This is a genomic window from Aeromicrobium sp. (genome assembly GCF_032084975.1).
Lineage (GTDB): Bacteria > Actinomycetota > Actinomycetes > Propionibacteriales > Nocardioidaceae > Aeromicrobium.
The window spans coordinates 1-18,887 of the sequence record NZ_DAMDLR010000006.1; the positions used below are offsets into that span (position 1 = coordinate 1).

Genomic DNA, 18,887 nt, shown 5'->3' on the forward strand with positions numbered 1-18,887 from the left:
CGACAGCTCGGTCGTGACCCGTGCGGCCCGGCCGCCACCGGTGGTCGGGTCGACCGTCCCGGCAACACCGCCGGGAGCGCCGACGGCCACGACCTCGAGCTCCTGGACGCCGTTGGGAACGACGAAGAGCTGCTCGGCGCCGGTGTAGGGGAACGTCACCGTGCTCGCCATCGCGCGTTCAGCGGGCAGGTACACCGGGGCGGCCTCGGGGGCCGCCGAGACGGGGGTCGCGGTGAGCGCGAGGGCCGGCGCCGCGACCGCCAGGGTCACCCCGGCTCGCAGCAGTCGCGACAGACGCGGGCGGGTGCTGAGGGGCATGCGGGCTCCGGATCGTGAGGAGAGGGAAGTTGGGATCGCCTCGGTCATCGACCGACCCCGCCCGACGTGCGGGACGAGGGAGTCAAGCCTGTCTTGCACACTCCGAGGTGGTGCGACACAACTCCACAGACCCTAGACAGCGCTCGGCGCCCGTGTCCGGCTTTTGGCCTACTTTGGTTGGCCCCGGTAGTTGAGCGCGAAGGGCGATCGGAGATCCCGTCGGCCTATCCCCTGACGCGCTTGGTCTCGTACGCCCACATCGCGACCTCGACGCGGTTGCGAGCGCCGATCTTGTTCATCAGCGCGCCGACATGGGTCTTCACCGTGCTCAGGGTGATGTGCAGCTCGTCGGCGATCTCGGCGTTGGTGCGGCCGCGGGCGACGGTGAGCAGCACCTCCTCCTCGCGCTCGGTGAGCGGCTCGATGGGCTGGGCCGGCCGGGACGTTCGCTCCAGTCCGGCCAGCGTGGTGAGCAGGCGCCGGGTGATGTCGGGTGAGATGAGCGCGTCGCCGTTCGCGGCGGCGTGGATCGCCTGGACCAGCAGCTCGGGCCCGGCGTCCTTGAGCAGGAAGCCTCGAGCGCCGGCCTTGAGGGCGCCATGGATGTACTCGTCGAGATCGAAGGTCGTGATGATGACGATGGCCATCGGGTCCTCGACACCCGGCCCGGCGAGCTGGCGGGTGGCCTCGACGCCGTCGATGCCGGGCATCCGGATGTCGAAGAGGCAGACGTCGGGACGCAGCTCACGTGCCACGGCCACCGCCTCGTGACCGTCCGTCGCCTCGCCGACGACCTCGATCCCGGGCTGGGCGTTGAGGATCATGGTGAGCCCGGTGCGGACCAGGAGCTGGTCATCGGCGACCACCACCCGGATGGTCGCAGAACCGATCACTGGGGTACCTCACGCGGCAGAGTCGCCTCGACGGTCCAGCCGCCGGCCGGGTCCGGCCCTGCCTGACAGGCGCCGCCGAGCAGCTTGGCTCGCTCCGCCATCCCGAGCAGGCCGTAGCCGCCCGTCGTCGCGGGGCGGGCAGCCTCTCCGTCGTCGTGCACACGCAACCGTACGACGCTGACGTCACCGCTGACCTCAACGGTGACCGCCGTGGGGTTCAGCGCGTGGCGGATCGCGTTGGTGACCGACTCCTGACAGATCCGGTAGACCGCCACCTCCACCGGCAGCGGCAGGCCGGCGAGATCGCCACTGCAGTGCACCTGCACCAGTGGGCTCATCCGGGACAGCTCGTCCAGGTCGCCGATGCCCCGCTGTGGGCCAAAATCGACCGGGCCGGCTTCGGCTCCCTCGCCGTCGCGAAGCACCCGGACCATCGTGCGCATCTCGTACAGGGTCCGCGACGCCTCCGCCTCGATCACCGCCAGCGCCTCGACCGCCGAAGCCGGGTCGACCGCTGCCACCGCCCGGCCTGCCTGGGCCTGGATCGCGATGGCCGACACGTGGTGCGCGACGGTGTCGTGCAGCTCGCGAGCGAGCTCTCCGCGCTCGAGCGTCCGGACCTGCTGCACCTCGCGCTGGCGCGCCACCGCGCGGTAGCGCATCGCGGCACCGAGGGCGAACGACGCGACCACCACGGTGGTGCCGCCGATCAGGTCCCCGAGCGTCTGGCTGGTCGCGAGACCGAAGACGACCGGCACGGCGACGAGCGCCGTGCCGATCAGGGCCTCGCGGCCGGACGCCCAGCGGTACAGCGAGTAGGGCAACAGCAGGACGGCGATCATGGAGTACAGCCCGGCGTCGGCGACGCCGTCGAGGATCAACGGCAGGTGCAGCACCATCGCACCGCCGAAGCCGACCGCGGTGGCCAGGAGTGGATGGGTGCGCCGCCAGAGCAGGACCGGGATCACCAGGAACGCGACGACGGTGGCCAGGGGCCGCACCGGCACGTCGGATCGGAAGATCGCCTCGCCCGCGGCCGCGACCAGCAGGGCGCCGACCAGGACCCAGTCCCACCACATCCGCGCAGGCGGGTGTGGGGCACGGGGCTCGACCAGGATCGAGCGTATGAAGGCGGGAAGCACGTCCACAGCCTAGGGATCGGCGACCCTCCTCGTACCGGGCTCAAGCATGAGTCTCGTCTAGTCCCTTCGGCCGAGGACTCCCCCGTTCCTGCGCCCGATGTGCGTCGCTCGCCGCCGGGCCAGCGTGGAGGCATGTCGAATCTCCTCTACCGGCTCGGCCGGTCCGCTGCCACCCGACCCTGGATCGCCATCGGCGCCTGGGTCGTCCTCGCAGTCGTCGTCGTCACCTCCTCGGTCGCCTTCGGGCGCGATCTCGAGGAGAGCTTCGAGGCACCCGGCCTCGACTCCCACCAGGCTGCCGAGCTGCTCACCAAGGCTCAGGCCGACGAGGGTGGCGTCACCGCCCACGTCGTCCTCGAGGCGCAGGACGCTGCGACGCAGCTGCCGCCGGTGGAGGCCGCCCTCGACGCACTCCCCCGCGTGGTCGGGACGAGCAGCAGCGTCTCGCCGGACGGCGGCGTCGCCCTGGTGCGCGTGCAGTACCCGGGAGTCGAGCACCTGGATGCGTCCGACCTGGACCACCTCAAGGACGCCGTCGCCGATCTGCGCTCTGAGTCGTCACTGACGCTCGAGACCGGGGGCGACCTGTTCTTCGCGTTCGAGGAGGCACCCACCGGGCTGGGCGAGGTCGCGGGCATCGTCGTCGCGATGGTCGTCCTGCTGATCGCCTTCGGCTCCTTCGTGGCGATGGGTCTGCCGATCGGGATGGCGCTGTTCGGCTTGGTCGTCGGCGCCACCTCGATGAAGCTGGTGACGTACCTGATCGACATCCCGGCGTGGGCGCCGGAGCTCGCCGCCATGGTGGGGCTCGGCGTCGGCATCGACTACGCGCTGTTCATGGTCACCCGGCACCGCGAGAACCTGGCCATGGGGATGCCGGTCGCCGAGGCCGTCGGCCGAGCCCTGGCCACCGCGGGACAGGCCGTGATCTTCGCCGGCGGCACGGTCGTCGTGGCGATCCTCGGGCTGCTGTTCGCCGGGATTCCCTTCGTGACCGGCGGCGGGATCGCCATCTCCGCGATGGTGCTCGTGATGGTGCTCGCCTCAGTCACCTTGCTGCCGGCACTCCTCGGACTGGTGGGGCACCGGATCAACGGACGCCGGCGACGGGGCACGGATGGGGCACACCGGCCGAGCACCGGTTGGTACCGGTGGGGCGCTCACGTGACCCAGAACGCGACGGAGTACCTCGCCGGCGGAGCAGTCCTGATGGTCGCCCTGGCCACGCCCGTCCTCGCGCTCAACCTTGGGTTCCCCGACGACGGAACCAAGCCCGAGTCGAGAACCGAGCGCCGTGCCTACGACCTGATCGCCGACGGGTTCGGCCCCGGGGCCAACGGACCACTGGTGATCGCGATCGACATCTCCCGGGGCGAGTCCGTCGTGGCGCCCCTGGCCACGGCGATGGCAGCCGACCCGGGCATCGCCTCGGTCGGCGAGCCGATCGTCGACTCCACCGCGGGCGTCGCGACCCTGGTGGCGCAGCCGACCACGTCGCCCCAGGACGAGGCCACCCAGGGAACCGTCGCGAGGCTCCGCAGCGACGTCATCCCGACGGTGCTCGAGGGCACCGCGGCGACCGCCCATGTCGGCGGTCAGACCGCCACCTTCGCCGACCTGGGTGACCGGGTGCAGGAGCGGATGCCGCGATTCGTGGTGGCCGTGCTGGTGCTGTCGTTCCTCTTGCTCATGGTGCTGTTCCGGTCGGTCCTGGTGCCGCTGAAGGCGGTCCTGCTGAACCTGTTGAGCGTCGGAGCGGCGTACGGCGTGCTCGTGATGGTCTTCCAGTGGGGCTGGGGGGCCGGCCTGATCGGGGTGGAGTCGACGGTGCCGATCGTGTCGTTCATCCCGCTGTTCATGTTCGCGATCCTGTTCGGTCTCTCCATGGACTACGAGGTGTTCCTGCTGTCGCGGGTGCGCGAGGAGTATCGCCGTCATGGCGACAACGCCCGCGCGGTCATCGAGGGAATCGCCGGAACCGGACGCACCATCACGGCAGCCGCGCTGATCATGGTGGCCGTGTTCTCGGGCTTCATCCTGGGCAGTGACCCCGTGGTGAAGATGATGGGAGTGGGACTGGCCACGGCGATCTTCCTCGACGCGACCGTCGTACGGCTGGTCCTCGTCCCAGCCACGATGAAGCTCCTGGGTGACGCGAACTGGTGGCTCCCGCGGTGGCTGGACCGGCTGCTGCCGGAGGTGGACTCCGCCGTGGCGCAGGAGCCGGTGAGCGAACCGGCAGGCGCTCCGCCCCTGGTTTCCTAGTACCGGTGTCCAGGCCGAGCCCCTCGCCAGCAGCGCGGGGCTCGGCCTGGACGTGCGATGCGTCGTAGAGTCGGTCGGTGCACACCACCTGGCAGCGCTGCTCGGAGCAGCGATGATCCTGCCGAGTGTCCGTGATCCCCGCACGGTGACCATCCGCCGTGGCGGCACCCTGACCGACGAGCACCATCAGCTGCTCGCGCTCTGGGCCGCCCAGTGCGCCGAGCACGTTCTCGGCCACTTTGAGCGGGAACAGCCAGACGACCCGCGCCCACGGGACGCGATCGCGGCCGCCCGCGCGTGGGCGCAGGGCGACATGCCGATGATGCAGGCTCGTGCGGTCGGGGGTCACGCGATGGGCGCCGCTCGGCAGCTGACCGGGGCAGCCCGTTTCGCCGCCTACTCGGCCGGACAGGCAGCCTGTGTCGGGCACGTCGCCGATCACGATCTCGGAGCCGCTGCCTACGCGATCAAGGCCATTCGCAGCGCGCATCCCCGTGACCCAGGGGCTGGCCGGGCCGAACGGGACTGGCAGCACGCTCAACTCGCTGAGCCGATCCGCCAGCTCGTCCTCGAGGACCAGGCCCGCCGCGACGCGATCTGCTGGTCGGTCTTCTCCGACTGAACCGTCCCGCCCTGCCAGCGCTAACGTGACGCTCATGGATGCGGGCTCACGGACCACCTCGGAACTGACCGTCCTGGTCTTCGTCCAGACCTTCTTCGGCTCAGGATTCCTCATGCCGCTGCGGGAGTCCGGGGCTCCGTGGAACCTCGTCCATGCCTTGGTGGGCGCGGCCATGTGCCTCGTCGGGCTCACCCTGCTGTGGTTCGCCGCCCAGAACGCAGCTCGCCTGTGGCGCGTCTCCCGGGGAGCGGCTTCACGCAGGAACCTGGTCATGCTCAGCGGCCTGGCGCTGCTGGGCGCGCTGTTGTTCGCGGGACCCCTGCTCAGCGGCGTGTGGGTGTGGCGACTCACCCCGCTCGCGATGGTGGCGGCCTTCCTCTTCCTGGTGCTCGGTCTCGAGCTGCGTGCCAGGTTCGCTCGTCGTCAGCACGTCTCGCGCAACGCGGCCTGATCACGCCGTACTGCGCCCCTCGTGACTCGACGTGCGTGAGGATGTGGGTGTGCGTCGGATCATCGGGTTGCTGGCCCTCGTCCTCATGATGTCCGGCTGCGTTGGTGACACCGACGACCCTCCGGAGCCCGCCGCCACGAGCGACGCTGTTGAGGAAGGGTCCCTCGTCGGACTCGACATGCCCGACGAGATGCTGCTCAAGTCCGGCATGACACCCGTTCGTACGATGCCCGAGGCGTGCGCGCTGCTGTTCGACCGGTACGACTTCCCGGCGCTCGCCGTCGAGTGGCCGACCAGCGAACTGGGTGATGAGGTCCTCTTCGAGCTGCAGAACGTCCTGATGACAGTCGCGTACTCCGGACCCGACGTGCTTCGCGACCACGTGGGCGCCCTGATCGACCACACCGATCTCCCGGCCAGCTACGTCGACTCCGAGACGCGTGCGGAAGCGCAGTGGCACGCCGGCTTCCTCGCCGCTGCGTGCGCCGTCTCGACCGGTTGAGCCACGCGACCCGATGTCGCAGCCTCCTGGGCGCGGCGCTCGTAGCGCGCATGATGGTCTGGTGATGCTCCTCGTCCCCAGTCCGCTGCTGGGGCCCGCCACGTGGCGACGGGTCGAGGACTGGCTGCGCGACCGGGGACAGCGCGTGCACGTGGTGGACTTCGGGACCGGCTCGCGCCACCCGGACCACGTGACGGACGCCGTCGTGGCGGCCGCGCGCGCAGCGGACGAGCCGGTCGTGCTGGTCCCCCACAGCAACGCCGGCTACTACGCGCCACACATCACCACGTCGGCCAACGTCCGGATGACCGTGTACGTCGATGCCGCGCTGCCGATGACGGCTGCCGGGGATGTCGCGCTCGCTCCGGCGACCTTCCTCGACTTCCTCGGGACGCTCGCCGACGAGGACGGCCTCCTCCCGCCGTGGACTCAGTGGTGGGACGACCTCTACGGACTGTTCCCCGACGCCGCGGCTCGCAGAGCGGTCGAACGCGAGCAGCCACGGCTGTCGCTGGACTACTTCACCAGCCGAGTCCCGGTTCCGGCCGGCTGGAGCGAGCGTCCTTCTGCGTACCTGGCGTTCGGCGACACCTATGCCGAGGAGCGACGGTTCGCCCAGCGCGCCGGCTGGCCCACGATCACACTCGACGGCGGCCACCTGCATGTCCTGCACGAGCCCGCCCGGGTGGGCGCCGCGCTGCTGGAGCTCAGCCGGGCCGGGGCGGACGAGCGTCCTGCCCAGGACGTCTAGCTCCTGATCACCGCTGGGCGCCGACGCCGGCAGCCGTCCTGCCGACCTGGGCGATGATCGGCATCGAGACCAGCACGGCGACGATCGCCGCCGCGAACAGCGCTCGGTACTCGTCGCCCGTGACCGTCAGGAGGACTCCCCCGAGCGCAGGCGCGAGGGTCTGCGGCAGGATCGTCGCGAGTCCGAGGACGCCCAGGTCCCGGCCGTGGTCATCGCCCGAGGGCAGCACGTCGAGCATGAGGGCCAGGTCGGCGGTCAGGTAGGCGCCACGGCCGAGTCCGGAGACGACTGCGTACGCCGCCAGCCCCTCCACCGTCGGCCAGGCCAGCGGGATGACGAGCCCGCCCACGACCACCGTGGTGGCGCCCAGCACCACCGGCACGCGCCCCAGGCGCGACCACTTGAGCGCGAGGACCGCGCCCACCGCAAGGCAGAGCACGTGGGCTCCCACCAGCAGGGGAACCAGGCGACCGGCACCGGACTCGCTCACGTCCGCGAAGTCCATGACGATGTACAGCAGGTAGCCCATCACCAGCTGACTGCCCAGGACGAGCACCAGCCGGCCGAGGAACACCAGCCGAAAGTCGCGGTCGCTCCACGCCCGCCGCCACGGCAGGCCCTCGCGGCGACGGGCCGTCATCGGGTCGGGATTGAGCATCACGAAGCCCGACATCACGACCACCAGCGCGACCGCGAACAGCGTGGTGACAGCTTCGATCCGATCGACCATCGCACCGGCCACCACGGCGCCGGCCGCGAGGCCAAGGGCCGCGCCGGCTCCGTAGCTGGCCGACGCTCGCGGGCGGATCGACGGCCGGACCCGGTCGGCCAGGACGGCGTCGAGCGGCGCCTCGACCACGTTCAGGAGCGGCTGCACCAGAAGCCAGCCCAGACCCACCGCCACCACGCTCGATGCCTGGCCCAGGGCGATCATGGCCACTGCCGCGCAGCCGGCCCCAGCGACGATCCACGGCGAGCGAGATCCCCATGGCGTGCGGATCCGGTCGGACCAGGCCCCGACGAGCGGGTGGACCACGACCGTCACGAAGGACGACAGCGCCATCACGACGGAGAGGTTCAGCTCCTTGTTCGCCTCATCCGCACGCGAGACGAGCGCCGGCACCACGACTCCGGCAAGGCCGGCGTACATCGCGTTCAGCACGAGGCTGGCGATCAACAGGGACCAGAGCAGTCGTCGCCCGTCGTCGGGCCGTGCTGCTCCGGACACGTCATTCCCCCCAGCTCGTCTCGTTCCAGTCACCCTCCCACGCTCAGTCCGTCAGCAGACCATGCCGGAGCCCTTCGACCAGCGCGTCCTCGCGCGAGTGGACCCCCAGCTTCCGGTAGAGCGAACGGCGCTGGGACTTCACCGTGTTGCTCGACACGTGCAGCGAGGCCGCGATGTCCTCGACGCTCGACGTGCTCGCCAGCTCGCGCAGGACCACGAGCTCGCGCGGGGTGAGCGCCGGAGGGGCCACGGAGTCGTGCGCGAGCCCTTCGACGATCCCCTCCCCCGCCGCTCCGAACAGGTCCAGGTGGCCTGGCGGCAGCAGCATCAACGGCGATCGGAGCCGATGGGTCGCCACCAGAGCCGCGGCCTTCGCCGCCACGTCCTCGGCGTCGCCCGAGCGCCCCAGCAGGCGGAGCAGGACGGCTTCCGAGGCCTGCAGCGTCACGCGGTCGCGGGGCCCTCGCGGCACGATGTGGACGAGCAGCGCGAGCGCCTGGTCGGTGTCGCGCAGGACGAGCGCGACCCGGAGGGCGGCGAGGAGCGAGCCCGGATGCTGTTGTGGATCGCCGATCGCCTCGCGGGCCTCGACCGGAAGCCCGGACGCGAGCAGCAGCAGGCTCTCGGTGACGGAGAGCAGCCGGCGCACCGACGGAATCGCCCCGAACCGGCCCTCACGTGAGCGTCGCAGCGACCGGAAGCGCTCCAGGCCCTCGACGCCACGACCGGTGCCGATGTCGACCAGCGCCCGCACGTGCGCCATCAGGGCCCAGTGCTCGATCGTGTCGACGATGGGCCAGATCGTGTCGAGCGCCTCCGCCGCGCCGTCGAAGTCGCTCGCGTCGACGGCGACGAGCGCCTGGGCGAGCCGCAGCATGCTGCCGGGGTACTCGTCGAGGCGCTCCTTCGGCCACACGCGGCTCGCGGCCAGCGCGAGCCACTGGTCCGCGGCGTCGGTCTCGCCCTCAAGAGCGTCCACCAGTGCCAGGCCGCCGATGGCCGACAGTTCGGCAGCGATCTGGGGACCGGCGGCGAGCGCGAGTTCGAACTGCTCGCGCGCCTCGTCGTGGCACTCCCCGTACAGGAGGCTGATGCCTGCGTGCAGGTGCAGGTGGGGGGTCACCCGTCCCAGTGACTCGAGGTCCTCGGGCTCGGCGGACCGGAGCGCTCGCGTCGCTCGGCGAGCCGCGGCGAGCCCGCCGTCCGCCGCACCCACGACGCGCAGTGCGGCGCTCTCCACCACCTGCATCAGCGCGCGGTCCACGGGTCGTCCCGCGCCCAGTCGCGCGCCGAGCACCGCGACGCCGAACAGCTCGATCGCGCGCAGCCGGTTCTGGCGACGCGCGTTGAGGACCAGGGCCAGCGCGAGCGCGAGGACCGGCTGGCGGCGCAGGCGGTTCAGCGACAGCGGCCTCAGCAGGTCGCCCACGAGGACACCGTGCTCGACGAGCAGGGGCATTCCTCCCGCCTTGAACGCCGCGACGGCGAGATCGAGATCGTCTCCCCTCACGGCCTCGACGAACGCTGCGAACGGCGCATCCTGTGCCAGGAACACGCCCGCGGCCTCGAGCCTCAGTGCCCGTTCCCGGGACGGTGGGACCACCGAGTGCGCCCGCGTCGCCGCACGCACCGTGGGCACCAGGCTGAAGACCCGGCTGCTCGCATCGGTCGACCAGGCCCCCAGTCCCGCGCGGACGGCATCGTCCAGGAAGGTGTCAGGTCCGCCCCACCGTCGCACGAGCTCTTCCGTGAGGTGGTCGGGGACGGCGTACCAACGCTCCGACGGTGGGAGACGGCGACCGGCGCTGGCCTGGGCCAGGACGGCGGGGATCCGGCCGGCGTCACGGATCCCGGGCCGTGCCAGCTCCCTGACGGACCCGGCATGACCCCGTGTCGCGGCGGCCACGAGCCGCGGTTCGAGGGGCGAGCCGGCGCGCTCCAGGTAGGACGCGGTCTCGTCGATCGTGAAGTGGAGGTCGCCCACCACCTCGGCGTCCCAGCTCGGCGGCACGACGTCCGCCGTCGTCGACGAGAGGCGCAGCCGCAGTCCCGGGCACGCGTCCATCCGGCGCCCCAGCTCGGTCCACGTCCGGGCCGAGAGGCGATCGGCATCGTCGACGACGATCACCCCGCGGTCCACGTCGGGGATCGTCTCGTCATCCATCCAGACGACATCGGCGGCGGTCTCGCTCCAGGCCGCCAGCAGCGTGGTCTTCCCGCTGCGCCACGGCCCCACCACGATCGCCACCGCGTGCTCGGAGGAGAGCCTGGCCATGTGGACGGGCCGGTCGACCCACACGGCAGGACGACGGGGACGCATGGCCGTCAGGCTAACAAGTCCCGGACGGGTCAGTAGCCGGTCCCGATCTTCGTCTCCTGACGCTCACGGTGGTGGGTGCCGCCCTTGGCGTCGAGCGTCGTGCACGCCTCCTCGATGTCACGGGTGAGCCGCTCAACCTGTTCGCGGCTCATCGTCTCCTTGACCAGCGCACGCATGATCTTCACTCGCTCGGCGCGCGGAGGAAGCGTGTAGGCGGGCACCATCCAGCCGCGTTCCGCCGACAGCTGCCAGGCGACGTCGGACTCGTCGTACCCCTCGTGGTCCCCCTTCAGGCGGAACGCGACGAGCGGGAGCTGCTCCAGGTCGGCGCCGATCACCTCGAAGCGCCCGCCGGCCTGCAGGTTCGCCGCCAAGGCCTCGGCGTTCTGCTGCATCTGTCTCATGACGTACGTGTAACCGTCACGGCCGAGCCGGACGAAGTTGTAGTACTGCGCCAGCACCATGGCCGCGCCGGTCGAGAAGTTCAGCGTGAACGTCGCGTCGGTCTTGCCGAGGTAGTTCTCGTAGAAGACGAGGTCCTCGGCCAGGTCGGAGGTCTCGCGGAAGACGAGCCACCCGATGCCGGGGTAGACCAGCCCGTACTTGTGTCCCGAGACGTTGATCGACCTGACCTGCTCCAGCCGGAAATCCCATGCGGTGTCCGGGTACAGGAACGGCCAGACGAACGCGCCGCTGGCGCCGTCGACGTGGATCGGGATGTCGAGGCCGCGCTTCTGCTTGACGTCCAGGAGCAGCCTGTTGATGCCGACGATGTCGTCCATGTGCCCGGTGAACGTGGTGCCCAGGACGCCGACGACACCGATCGTGTTCTCGTCGAGGTGCGGCGCCACGTCGTCCGGCCCGATCGTGTACTTGTCCTCCTCCAGCGGCACGATCCGGGGCTCGACGTCGAAGTAGCGGCAGAACTTCTCCCAGACCACGTGCACGTCCGCGCCGAAGACGAGGTTCGGCCGGTCGGTCGACGCGTTCTCCGCCTGGCGGCGTTCCTTCCACTTCCACTTCAGGGACAGGGCACCGAGCATGATCGCCTCTGACGACCCCTGGGTCCGGCAGCCCGTGGTCTCGCCCGGCGCGTTGAAGAGGTCGGCCAGCATGCGCACGCACCGCTGCTCGATCTCGGCCGAGATCGGGTACTCGGCATGGTCGATGAAGTTGCGGTGGAGGTTCTCGGCGATGATCCGCTGTGCCTCGGGCTCCATCCAGGTGGTGACGAACGTCGCGAGGTTGCGCTGGGGATCGCCTTCGAGGTTCAGGTCCTCCGCGAGGAGCCGGAACGCGTCCGTCGGGTGCATCCCGCTGGAGGGGAAGCTGGTCGAGGGCGAGGCCTCCGTCAGGAAGCGATTGCCGTAGAGAGCCTCGGCCTGCGATGGGGTGAGTGTCATGGGTGCGCACCAACCGTTCGTGTGGAAGTGGGTGTGTCGAAGGCCTGGAGGATCGCGCCGACGACGAAGCAGACCGCCCCGGTGAAGGTCCCCCAGTTGACCAGCTCCGCGTTGACCAGCTGATCGGTCGCGGGCCGGGTGAAGGCCGTCAGCCCGGCGAGGAAGAAGAGCGCGGAACCGAGTTGATTGACGGCCGCCACCCACCATGCGAGGACGCCGGTACTGAGGGCGAGCCGCCCGTGTCCGACGTCGAGCAGGGCCAGGTGGCCCGAGGTGAGGAAGCAGAGGCAGCCGATGATGTCGGGCAGCCAGATCCAGCCGTTCGACTGTCGTGGCGTCAGGCCGCTGGCGAACGCCGCCACGAGGCTCACGGCGAAGAAGAGCGTCCCGACGAACAGCACGACCGCGCTGAGCCGCGCTCGCGACCGCGCTCGCCCCGCCAGCAGCACCGACAGCCAGCCGCCGAGACTGAAGAAGAAGCCGCCGACGAGGTAGGTGACCGTCGCGGCGAGCGGGTCCCTGAGGTCCCGCTGCGCCATGGCCGCGCCTGCGGCGAAGAGCGAGCCGCCGCAGACGAAGGCGCCGGCGGCCAGGAGATTGAGCCGGACGGTGCCACGCGTCGACAGCACACCGACCATGGTCTGCTCCCCTCGCTCCGCAGTCCATCGTCCGTGCCGATCCGGGACCGGCCATCACCCCGGACGGATGAGCCTGGGCTCAGACGTCCATGCTGACGGGGAACGTGGCGATCCAGCCCAGCGTCTGGTCCGCCCCAGCCGGCCCCCGCCAGCGTCGTCACCCTCGGAGTGCACGTCCACGCCCGTCGCACGGCGGCGTCACGGTGACCCCGGCCACCGTGAACTCGGTGTCGAGCAGGCGCAGCGTGCGCTCCATCGCGGTGGGCTGGAGCCGGCCGAGCCCGTCACCGTGAGGGTGATCGAAGAACACCAGCAGCAGGACCAGGGCGCCCATGACCACGGTGACGCTCCCGATCAGCGCCACCTGCGTCCCCGCTCCCTCGGCGGGGTCGGCGAACAGCAGCATGAAGCCCAGCAGGACGAGGGAGAGCACCCCGAGAGTCACCCACAGCGGCAGCGGGACGATGCCCTCCATGCCGTGCACCCGTGTCAGGCGCGCCTCCTCGCGCGCGGCCGTCTGGTCCATCCAGCGGTCGTAGGCCGACTGCTCGGTCGCCGTCCCGGGCGTGACGTCGGACATCGTCAGGAAGAGCTCGGCGCCCCAGGGGTTCACCCGCTCGCCGAGCCGGCCATCGTCGAGCGAGTCCCACTCGGTGGTCGCCACCGACCGGGCGTAGCAGACGAGCTGGCCGGACAGGTCCGACGAGACGTCCTGCGCCATGAACTGCGCGGTCTGCGCCTGCTGCAGCACGAGGACCGCCTCGGTCTCGGCTCCCTGGCGCGACGCGTCGTAGGAGCTGAAGCCCAGGAAGATCAGGAAGCCCAGGAGCACCGAGAAACCCGTGGCCACGGCGCCGAACACGCCGGACGCCCGGTCCCCGTCGGAGAAGCGGCTCCCCTCCGGGGCGCGGGTGCGCGCGAACAGCATGAGCCCCGCTGCGACCATCGTGGCCAGGGCCAGCGCTGCGACCGCCACGAGCACGTTCACCGAGGGCCTCCCGCACGTCCGGACGAACCCCGAGGCTAGGTCGCCCGCGTCCGCGGGTCCTCATCCGACGCGGGTGATGTGAGCCGTCCGCGTCCCGACCTACGGTCGCGTGAACGACGTCGCGCGCGCACCGGGAGGACTCATGCCGGACCAGCCCAACATCCTCGTCATCTGGGGAGACGACATCGGGATCAGCAACCTCAGCTGCTACAGCGACGGGCTGATGGGGTACCGCACCCCGAACATCGACCGCATCGCCGCCGAGGGCGCCCGGTTCACCGACTACTACGGCGAACAGAGCTGCACGGCGGGGCGCGCCGCGTTCATCACCGGACAGAACCCCTACCGGACGGGCCTGACCAAGGTGGGCATGCCGGGCGCCGACATCGGCCTGCGTGCGGAGGATCCGACGATCGCCACGGCGCTCAAGGAGCAGGGCTACACCACCGGCCAGTTCGGCAAGAACCACTTCGGCGACCGCGACGAGTTCCTGCCCACCCAGCACGGCTTCGACGAGTTCTTCGGCAACCTCTACCACCTGAACGCCGAGGAGGAGCCCGAGCTGGACGACTACCCCGACGAGGCGGAGTTTCCTGACTTCCGGAAGAACTTCGGCCCGCGCGGCGTGATCCACTCGTGGGCCGACGGCGAGGGCGGTCAGCGCATCGACGACACCGGGCCGCTGACGAAGGAGCGGATGAAGACGATCGACGACGAGGTGCTGCCCGAGGCGCTGCGCTTCATGTCCGACGCCCGCGACGCCACGACCCCGTTCTTCGTCTGGCTCAACACCACGCACATGCACTTCCGCACCCACGTCAAGGACGGCAGCCGAGGCCGGGCGGGACGCTGGCAGTCCGCGTACCACGACACGATGTGCGACCACGACGACCTGGTCGGCGAGGTGCTGGACTTCCTCGACTCCGAGGGGCTCGCCGAGGACACGATCGTCATCTACTCCACCGACAACGGGCCGCACATGAACACGTGGCCCGACGGCGGCATGACGCCCTTCAGGAACGAGAAGAACTCGAACTGGGAAGGCGCCTACCGCGTGCCCGCCATGGTCCGGTGGCCCGGCCGCATCCCTGCCGGGCAGGTGCTGAACGGGATCGTGAGCCACAACGACTGGTTCGTCACCCTGCTGGCCGCGGCCGGCGATGACACCGTCGCCGAGCGGCTGAAGGTGGGGGCGGACCTGGCGGGGACGAGCTTCCGCGTGCACCTGGACGGTCACAACCAGCTCGACTACCTGACCGGCGCCAGCGACACCAGCCCGCGCCAGCACTTCTTCTACGTCTCGGACGACGGCGACCTGACGGCCCTGCGCTTCGACAACTGGAAGTTCGTGTTCCTCGAGCAGCGCTCCCCCGGCACGCTCAACGTGTGGGCCGAGCCGTACACCGTGCTGCGGGTGCCGAAGATCTTCAACCTTCGCACCGATCCCTACGAGCGGGCCGACATCACGTCGAACACGTACTACGACTGGCTCCTCGACCACGCGTGGGCCGTCGTCCCCGCCCAGACCTTCGTCGCGCGGATGCTCCAGACACTCAAGGAGTTCCCGCCACGCCAGGAGCCCGCGGACTTCAGCATCACGTCGATGATGCGCAAGCTGCAGGCCGGCATCGGAAGCCACTGACGCGTGTCGACCACCGTTCCCGTGGCCACGGACACCTGGGTGAGCCTGCCCGGCGGCCTGTTCACGATGGGCTCGGACCGCCACTATCCCGAGGAGGCACCCACCCATCGCGTCCGCGTGAGTCCCTTCGCCATCCAGCGCACTCCCGTCACCAACGCCCAGTTCGCCGCGTTCGTGCGGGCGACGCGGTACGTCACCGAGGCCGAACGGCCTCCGGACCCGGCCGACTTCCCGGATGCCCCGGCGGCGAACCTCCAACCGGGATCGCTGGTGTTCACCCCCACGCCGGGTCCGGTCGACCTGCGGCACATCAGTCAGTGGTGGACCTGGACCCCGGGTGCCTGCTGGCGCGCCCCGGCCGGCCCGGGCAGCTCGGTCAAGCGACGGCAGGACCACCCCGTCGTCCACGTCTCCCACGCCGACGCGCAGGCCTACGCCGACTGGGTCGGTGCCGATCTGCCGACGGAGGCCGAGTGGGAGTTCGCCGCGCGAGGCGGTCTCGAGGGCGCCGCCTTCACGTGGGGCGATGAGAAGCGACCGGGCGGGCAGATCATGGCGAACACGTGGGAGGGGCCGGACTTCCCGTGGCGCCGCTCCGGAGAGACGCCCTGGCAGCGCACGTCACCGGTCGCCAGCTTCCCGGCCAACGGCTACGGACTGTCCGACATGGCGGGGAACGTGTGGGAGTGGACGTCGGACTGGTGGACGGCCGTCCATCCCGACGACGCCGCCAGTGCGTGCTGCGTCCCGCAGGATCCGCGCGCCGGAGCCCTGGAGACGAGCTACGACACCGCCCAACCGCAGTTCCGGATCGGGCGCAAGACCGTCAAGGGCGGGTCGCACCTGTGCGCCGACACCTACTGCCGGCGCTACCGGCCCGCGGCCCGTCGGCCCCAGATGATCGACACCGGTACCAGCCATCTGGGGTTCCGGTGCGTGCGACGGGACGCCTCCGGCGAAGGAGTGGACGGATGACCAGCGACCTCCTGCCCAGCTGGCGCGCCGGACGCGCGCGCGACGAGATCGCGGCGTTCCTCGAGGTGAGCGACCAGATTCCGCCGGAGGACCGGCTCGCCTGCTTCGACAACGACGGCACGCTGTGGTGCGAGCGGCCGCGGTACATCCAGCTGGAGTTCCTCCTGCACCACCTGCGGCAGCGCGTGTCCGCCGATCCCGCGCTGGCCGAGACCCCGGAGTTCGCCGCGGTGCTGTCCGGCGACGGCTCGGCCGTCCAGCAGGTGGGGCTGCCCCGGATCGCGCTGGCCCTCACCGACCTCTTCACGGGCCTGTCCGCCGACCGGTTCAGGGCCCTGGTGCGGGAGTTCATGTCCTCGGCCGAGAACCCGGTGCTGGGCCGGCCCCACCGCGCGTGCGTCTACCTCCCCATGCTGGAGCTCATCGACGAGCTGCGACGACGCGACTTCTCGATCGCGGTGGTGACCGGAGGCGGGACCGAGTTCGTCCGCGCGGTCGGCCGCGAGCTCTACGGCGTGGCTCCGGAGAGCGTCGTGGGCACCCTCCTCGAGTACGACCTCGCCGACGGCGACGACGGTCCCGTCCTGACCCGGAGCGGCCGCGTCTCGGGAACGATCAACGACGGTCCCGACAAGGTCAGCCACATCCAGGCGCAGCTGGGGCGCCGTCCGGTGTTCGCGGCCGGCAACACCACGGGCGACCGCGAGATGCTCACCTGGGCCGAGACTGCGGACGGACCGTCGATGGCGCTCCTGGTCGACCATGACGATGCGACGCGCGAGTTCTCCTACCCAGGCACGGGCGAGAGCGCGTCCCCGGAAGAGCCGATAGACGAGGTCGCGCGCCGCCGGGGCTGGACGCTGGTCAGCATGGCCCGTGACTGGGACGAGGTCTTCCCTTCTCCCCTGCCCTGAGAAGAGATGGCGCGCGCCCCGAGCGGACTCAGGGTCGTCTCAGGGCGAGTTTCGGGGTCGCGCCCGATGCGCTGCACCGCACCGGGCGGCGACGCTGTGCGACATGATCACAGTCGATTCCCTCTCGAAGTCCTACGGCGGCGACACCGCGGTGGACGAGGTGTCCTTCACGGCCCGTCCTGGCCGCGTCACGGGCTTCCTCGGCCCCAACGGCGCCGGCAAGTCCACGACGATGCGGGTGATGGTCGGGCTCACCCCGCCCAGCAGCGGCGACGTCCACGTCCTCGGTCGGCGATTCAGCGACCTGCCCGACCCGGGCCGCGAGGTGGGAGTCCTCCTCGACGCCTCGGCCCAGCACGCCGGCCGGACGGGCCGCGAGATCCTGACCGTCGCCGCGGTCACGATGGGCCTGTCCCGCTCGCGCGTCGACGAGATGCTCGAGCGAGTCAGCCTCACGCCGCACGAGGCGGGCCGCCGGGTGCGCAACTACTCGCTCGGCATGCGCCAGCGCCTCGGCATCGCGACCGCCCTGATGGGCGACCCGGAGGTGCTGATCCTCGACGAGCCCGCCAACGGGCTGGACCCGGCCGGCATCCGCTGGATGCGCGACCTGCTCCGCGGCTTCGCGGACGACGGCGGCACGGTGCTGCTCTCGTCCCACCTGCTGCACGAGATCGAGGTCATCGCCGACGACCTCGTGGTGATCGGCAACGGCCGGATCGTCGCCCAGGGCACCAAGCAGGAGCTCCTGGCCAGCGCGGGCACCCTCGTCCGGGCCGCGGACGGCGTGGCCCTCGCGGCGGCACTGCAGTCGGCCGGGATCACCGCCACCCCGAGCACCGGCGGCGCGGTCCTGGCCGAAGCAGACCTGACCACCGTCGGCACCACCGCGTTCGAGGCGGGCATCGCCCTGCTGGAGCTGCGCGCCGCCGACGGCGCACGGCTCGAGGAGATGTTCCTGTCCCTCACCGCCGACACCCAGCGCGAAAGCGTCGAGCACCGTTCCGAAGGAGCAGCAGCATGAGCACCATCATCACGTCCGAAGCGCGCGACGTGGCCACGAGCCACGATCGCCCGGTTCCGTCACGAACGCCGTTCGCCCGCATCCTGCGTGTCGAGCTGCGCAAGATGTTCGACACCCGCTCGGGCTTCTGGCTGATGGCCAGCGTCGTGCTGCTGTCGGTGGTCGCCACCGTCGCGACGCTCATCTTCGTCGATGCCGACGACCTGACCTACGAGCACTTCGCCAGCGCGGTCGGGGCACCGATGTCCGTCATCCTGCCGATGATCGCGATCCTCGCGGTCTCCAGCGAATGGAGCCAGCGCACCGCGCTGACGACCTTCACCCTGGTCCCCCAGCGGGGGCGCGTGCTGGCGGCGAAGGCCCTGGTCACGGTGGCGATCGGCGCCGTCTCGATGGTGATCGCGGGCGTCGTGGGGGCCGTCGGCAACGTCGTCGGCTCGGCGATCGCGGGTGTCGACCCGTCGTGGAACATCAGCGTGAGCGAGTTCGCCGGGATCATCGTGGCCAACGAGATCGGGATGCTGATGGGCCTCATGCTGGGCATCGTCCTGCGCAGCTCACCGGGGGCGATCGTCGCGTACTTCGTCTACTCCCTCGTGCTGCCCGGCGCCTCGAACGCCCTGGCGAGCACGCAGCAGTGGTGGGCGGACAACGCGCCCTGGTTCGACCTCAACTGGGCCTCGATGCAGCTCTTCGAGAACCAGATGACGGGCGAGATGTGGGCCCAGATCGGCACCTCGGCCCTGCTGTGGCTGGTCGTCCCACTGGCGCTGGGCACCCGGGCGCTGCTGCGTTCCGAAGTGAAGTGACG

At 70.7% G+C, this 18,887-nt stretch carries 18 protein-coding genes; 10 read left to right on the top strand and 8 right to left on the bottom strand.

Translation table 11 applies throughout. The annotated features are described in order from the left end of the window. The 3 genes from RT323_RS02470 to RT323_RS02480 form a co-directional block, all read right to left on the bottom strand. On the bottom strand, positions 1 to 318 hold a 318-nt coding region (locus RT323_RS02470; protein WP_313404719.1), incomplete at its 3' end, for a hypothetical protein. A gap of 224 nt (positions 319 to 542) precedes the next feature. Beyond that, positions 543 to 1,184 (bottom strand): response regulator, encoded by a 642-nt coding sequence (locus RT323_RS02475; protein WP_396171776.1) that lies wholly within the window; start codon positions 1,182 to 1,184, stop codon positions 543 to 545. Between the two features lie 23 nt (positions 1,185 to 1,207). Then, positions 1,208 to 2,353, bottom strand: a complete 1,146-nt coding sequence (locus RT323_RS02480) for a histidine kinase (RefSeq protein WP_313404721.1) — start codon at positions 2,351 to 2,353, stop codon at positions 1,208 to 1,210. A gap of 132 nt (positions 2,354 to 2,485) precedes the next feature. Between RT323_RS02480 and RT323_RS02485 the strand changes: the two genes are divergently transcribed. The 5 genes from RT323_RS02485 (at position 2,486) to RT323_RS02505 (ending at position 6,944) form a co-directional block, all read left to right on the top strand. Then, a complete protein-coding gene (locus RT323_RS02485; protein WP_313404724.1) occupies positions 2,486 to 4,618 on the top strand; it encodes an MMPL family transporter in 2,133 nt (710 codons plus the stop codon). 112 nt (positions 4,619 to 4,730) lie between these two features. Further along, on the top strand, positions 4,731 to 5,240 hold the full coding sequence (locus RT323_RS02490) for a putative immunity protein (protein ID WP_313404726.1): 510 nt from the start codon (positions 4,731 to 4,733) through the stop codon (positions 5,238 to 5,240). 34 nt (positions 5,241 to 5,274) lie between these two features. Then, positions 5,275 to 5,691: a hypothetical protein gene (locus RT323_RS02495; RefSeq protein WP_313404729.1), complete on the top strand. Its 417-nt coding sequence runs from the start codon at positions 5,275 to 5,277 to the stop codon at positions 5,689 to 5,691. Positions 5,692 to 5,740: 49 nt separating this feature from the next. Then, a complete protein-coding gene (locus RT323_RS02500) occupies positions 5,741 to 6,193 on the top strand; it encodes a hypothetical protein (protein ID WP_313404731.1) in 453 nt (150 codons plus the stop codon). 61 nt (positions 6,194 to 6,254) lie between these two features. Beyond that, positions 6,255 to 6,944 (top strand): hypothetical protein, encoded by a 690-nt coding sequence (locus RT323_RS02505; protein WP_313404733.1) that lies wholly within the window; start codon positions 6,255 to 6,257, stop codon positions 6,942 to 6,944. A 7-nt stretch (positions 6,945 to 6,951) separates the two neighbouring features. On the opposite strand, the gene RT323_RS02510 is transcribed toward RT323_RS02505, so the two are convergent. The 5 genes from RT323_RS02510 to RT323_RS02530 all read right to left on the bottom strand — a co-directional run bounded on the left by RT323_RS02510 (position 6,952) and on the right by RT323_RS02530 (position 13,521). After that, positions 6,952 to 8,172 (bottom strand): MFS transporter, encoded by a 1,221-nt coding sequence (locus RT323_RS02510; protein WP_313404735.1) that lies wholly within the window; start codon positions 8,170 to 8,172, stop codon positions 6,952 to 6,954. Positions 8,173 to 8,215: 43 nt separating this feature from the next. Further along, positions 8,216 to 10,492 (bottom strand): helix-turn-helix transcriptional regulator, encoded by a 2,277-nt coding sequence (locus tag RT323_RS02515; RefSeq protein ID WP_313404737.1) that lies wholly within the window; start codon positions 10,490 to 10,492, stop codon positions 8,216 to 8,218. 29 nt (positions 10,493 to 10,521) lie between these two features. Next, positions 10,522 to 11,895 carry a glutamate decarboxylase gene (locus RT323_RS02520; protein WP_313404738.1) on the bottom strand — a complete coding sequence of 458 codons (1,374 nt, stop codon included), beginning with the start codon at positions 11,893 to 11,895 and terminating at the stop codon, positions 10,522 to 10,524. Further along, on the bottom strand, positions 11,892 to 12,533 hold the full coding sequence (locus tag RT323_RS02525) for a hypothetical protein (protein ID WP_313404739.1): 642 nt from the start codon (positions 12,531 to 12,533) through the stop codon (positions 11,892 to 11,894). Before RT323_RS02525 ends, RT323_RS02520 begins: the two co-directional genes overlap by 4 nt. Positions 12,534 to 12,690: 157 nt before the next feature. After that, positions 12,691 to 13,521 (bottom strand): hypothetical protein, encoded by an 831-nt coding sequence (locus tag RT323_RS02530; RefSeq protein ID WP_313404740.1) that lies wholly within the window; start codon positions 13,519 to 13,521, stop codon positions 12,691 to 12,693. Between the two features lie 109 nt (positions 13,522 to 13,630). Between RT323_RS02530 and RT323_RS02535 the strand changes: the two genes are divergently transcribed. The 5 genes from RT323_RS02535 (at position 13,631) to RT323_RS02555 (ending at position 18,885) form a co-directional block, all read left to right on the top strand. Continuing rightward, the gene (locus RT323_RS02535) at positions 13,631 to 15,163 is read left to right on the top strand and encodes an arylsulfatase (RefSeq protein WP_313404741.1); all 1,533 of its coding nucleotides are present in this window, start codon (positions 13,631 to 13,633) and stop codon (positions 15,161 to 15,163) included. Between the two features lie 21 nt (positions 15,164 to 15,184). After that, complete coding sequence (locus RT323_RS02540) at positions 15,185 to 16,138, top strand: formylglycine-generating enzyme family protein (protein ID WP_313404744.1); 954 nt, start codon at positions 15,185 to 15,187, stop codon at positions 16,136 to 16,138. After that, the gene (locus RT323_RS02545; protein ID WP_313404748.1) at positions 16,135 to 17,052 is read left to right on the top strand and encodes an HAD family hydrolase; all 918 of its coding nucleotides are present in this window, start codon (positions 16,135 to 16,137) and stop codon (positions 17,050 to 17,052) included. The genes RT323_RS02540 and RT323_RS02545 overlap by 4 nt, the downstream gene beginning before the upstream one ends. 103 nt (positions 17,053 to 17,155) lie before the next feature. Beyond that, positions 17,156 to 18,076, top strand: a complete 921-nt coding sequence (locus tag RT323_RS02550; protein ID WP_313404749.1) for an ATP-binding cassette domain-containing protein — start codon at positions 17,156 to 17,158, stop codon at positions 18,074 to 18,076. Next, entirely contained in the window at positions 18,073 to 18,885 is an 813-nt protein-coding gene (locus tag RT323_RS02555) for an ABC transporter permease subunit (protein WP_313404750.1), read from the top strand. Before RT323_RS02550 ends, RT323_RS02555 begins: the two co-directional genes overlap by 4 nt. Positions 18,886 to 18,887 lie beyond the last annotated feature (2 nt).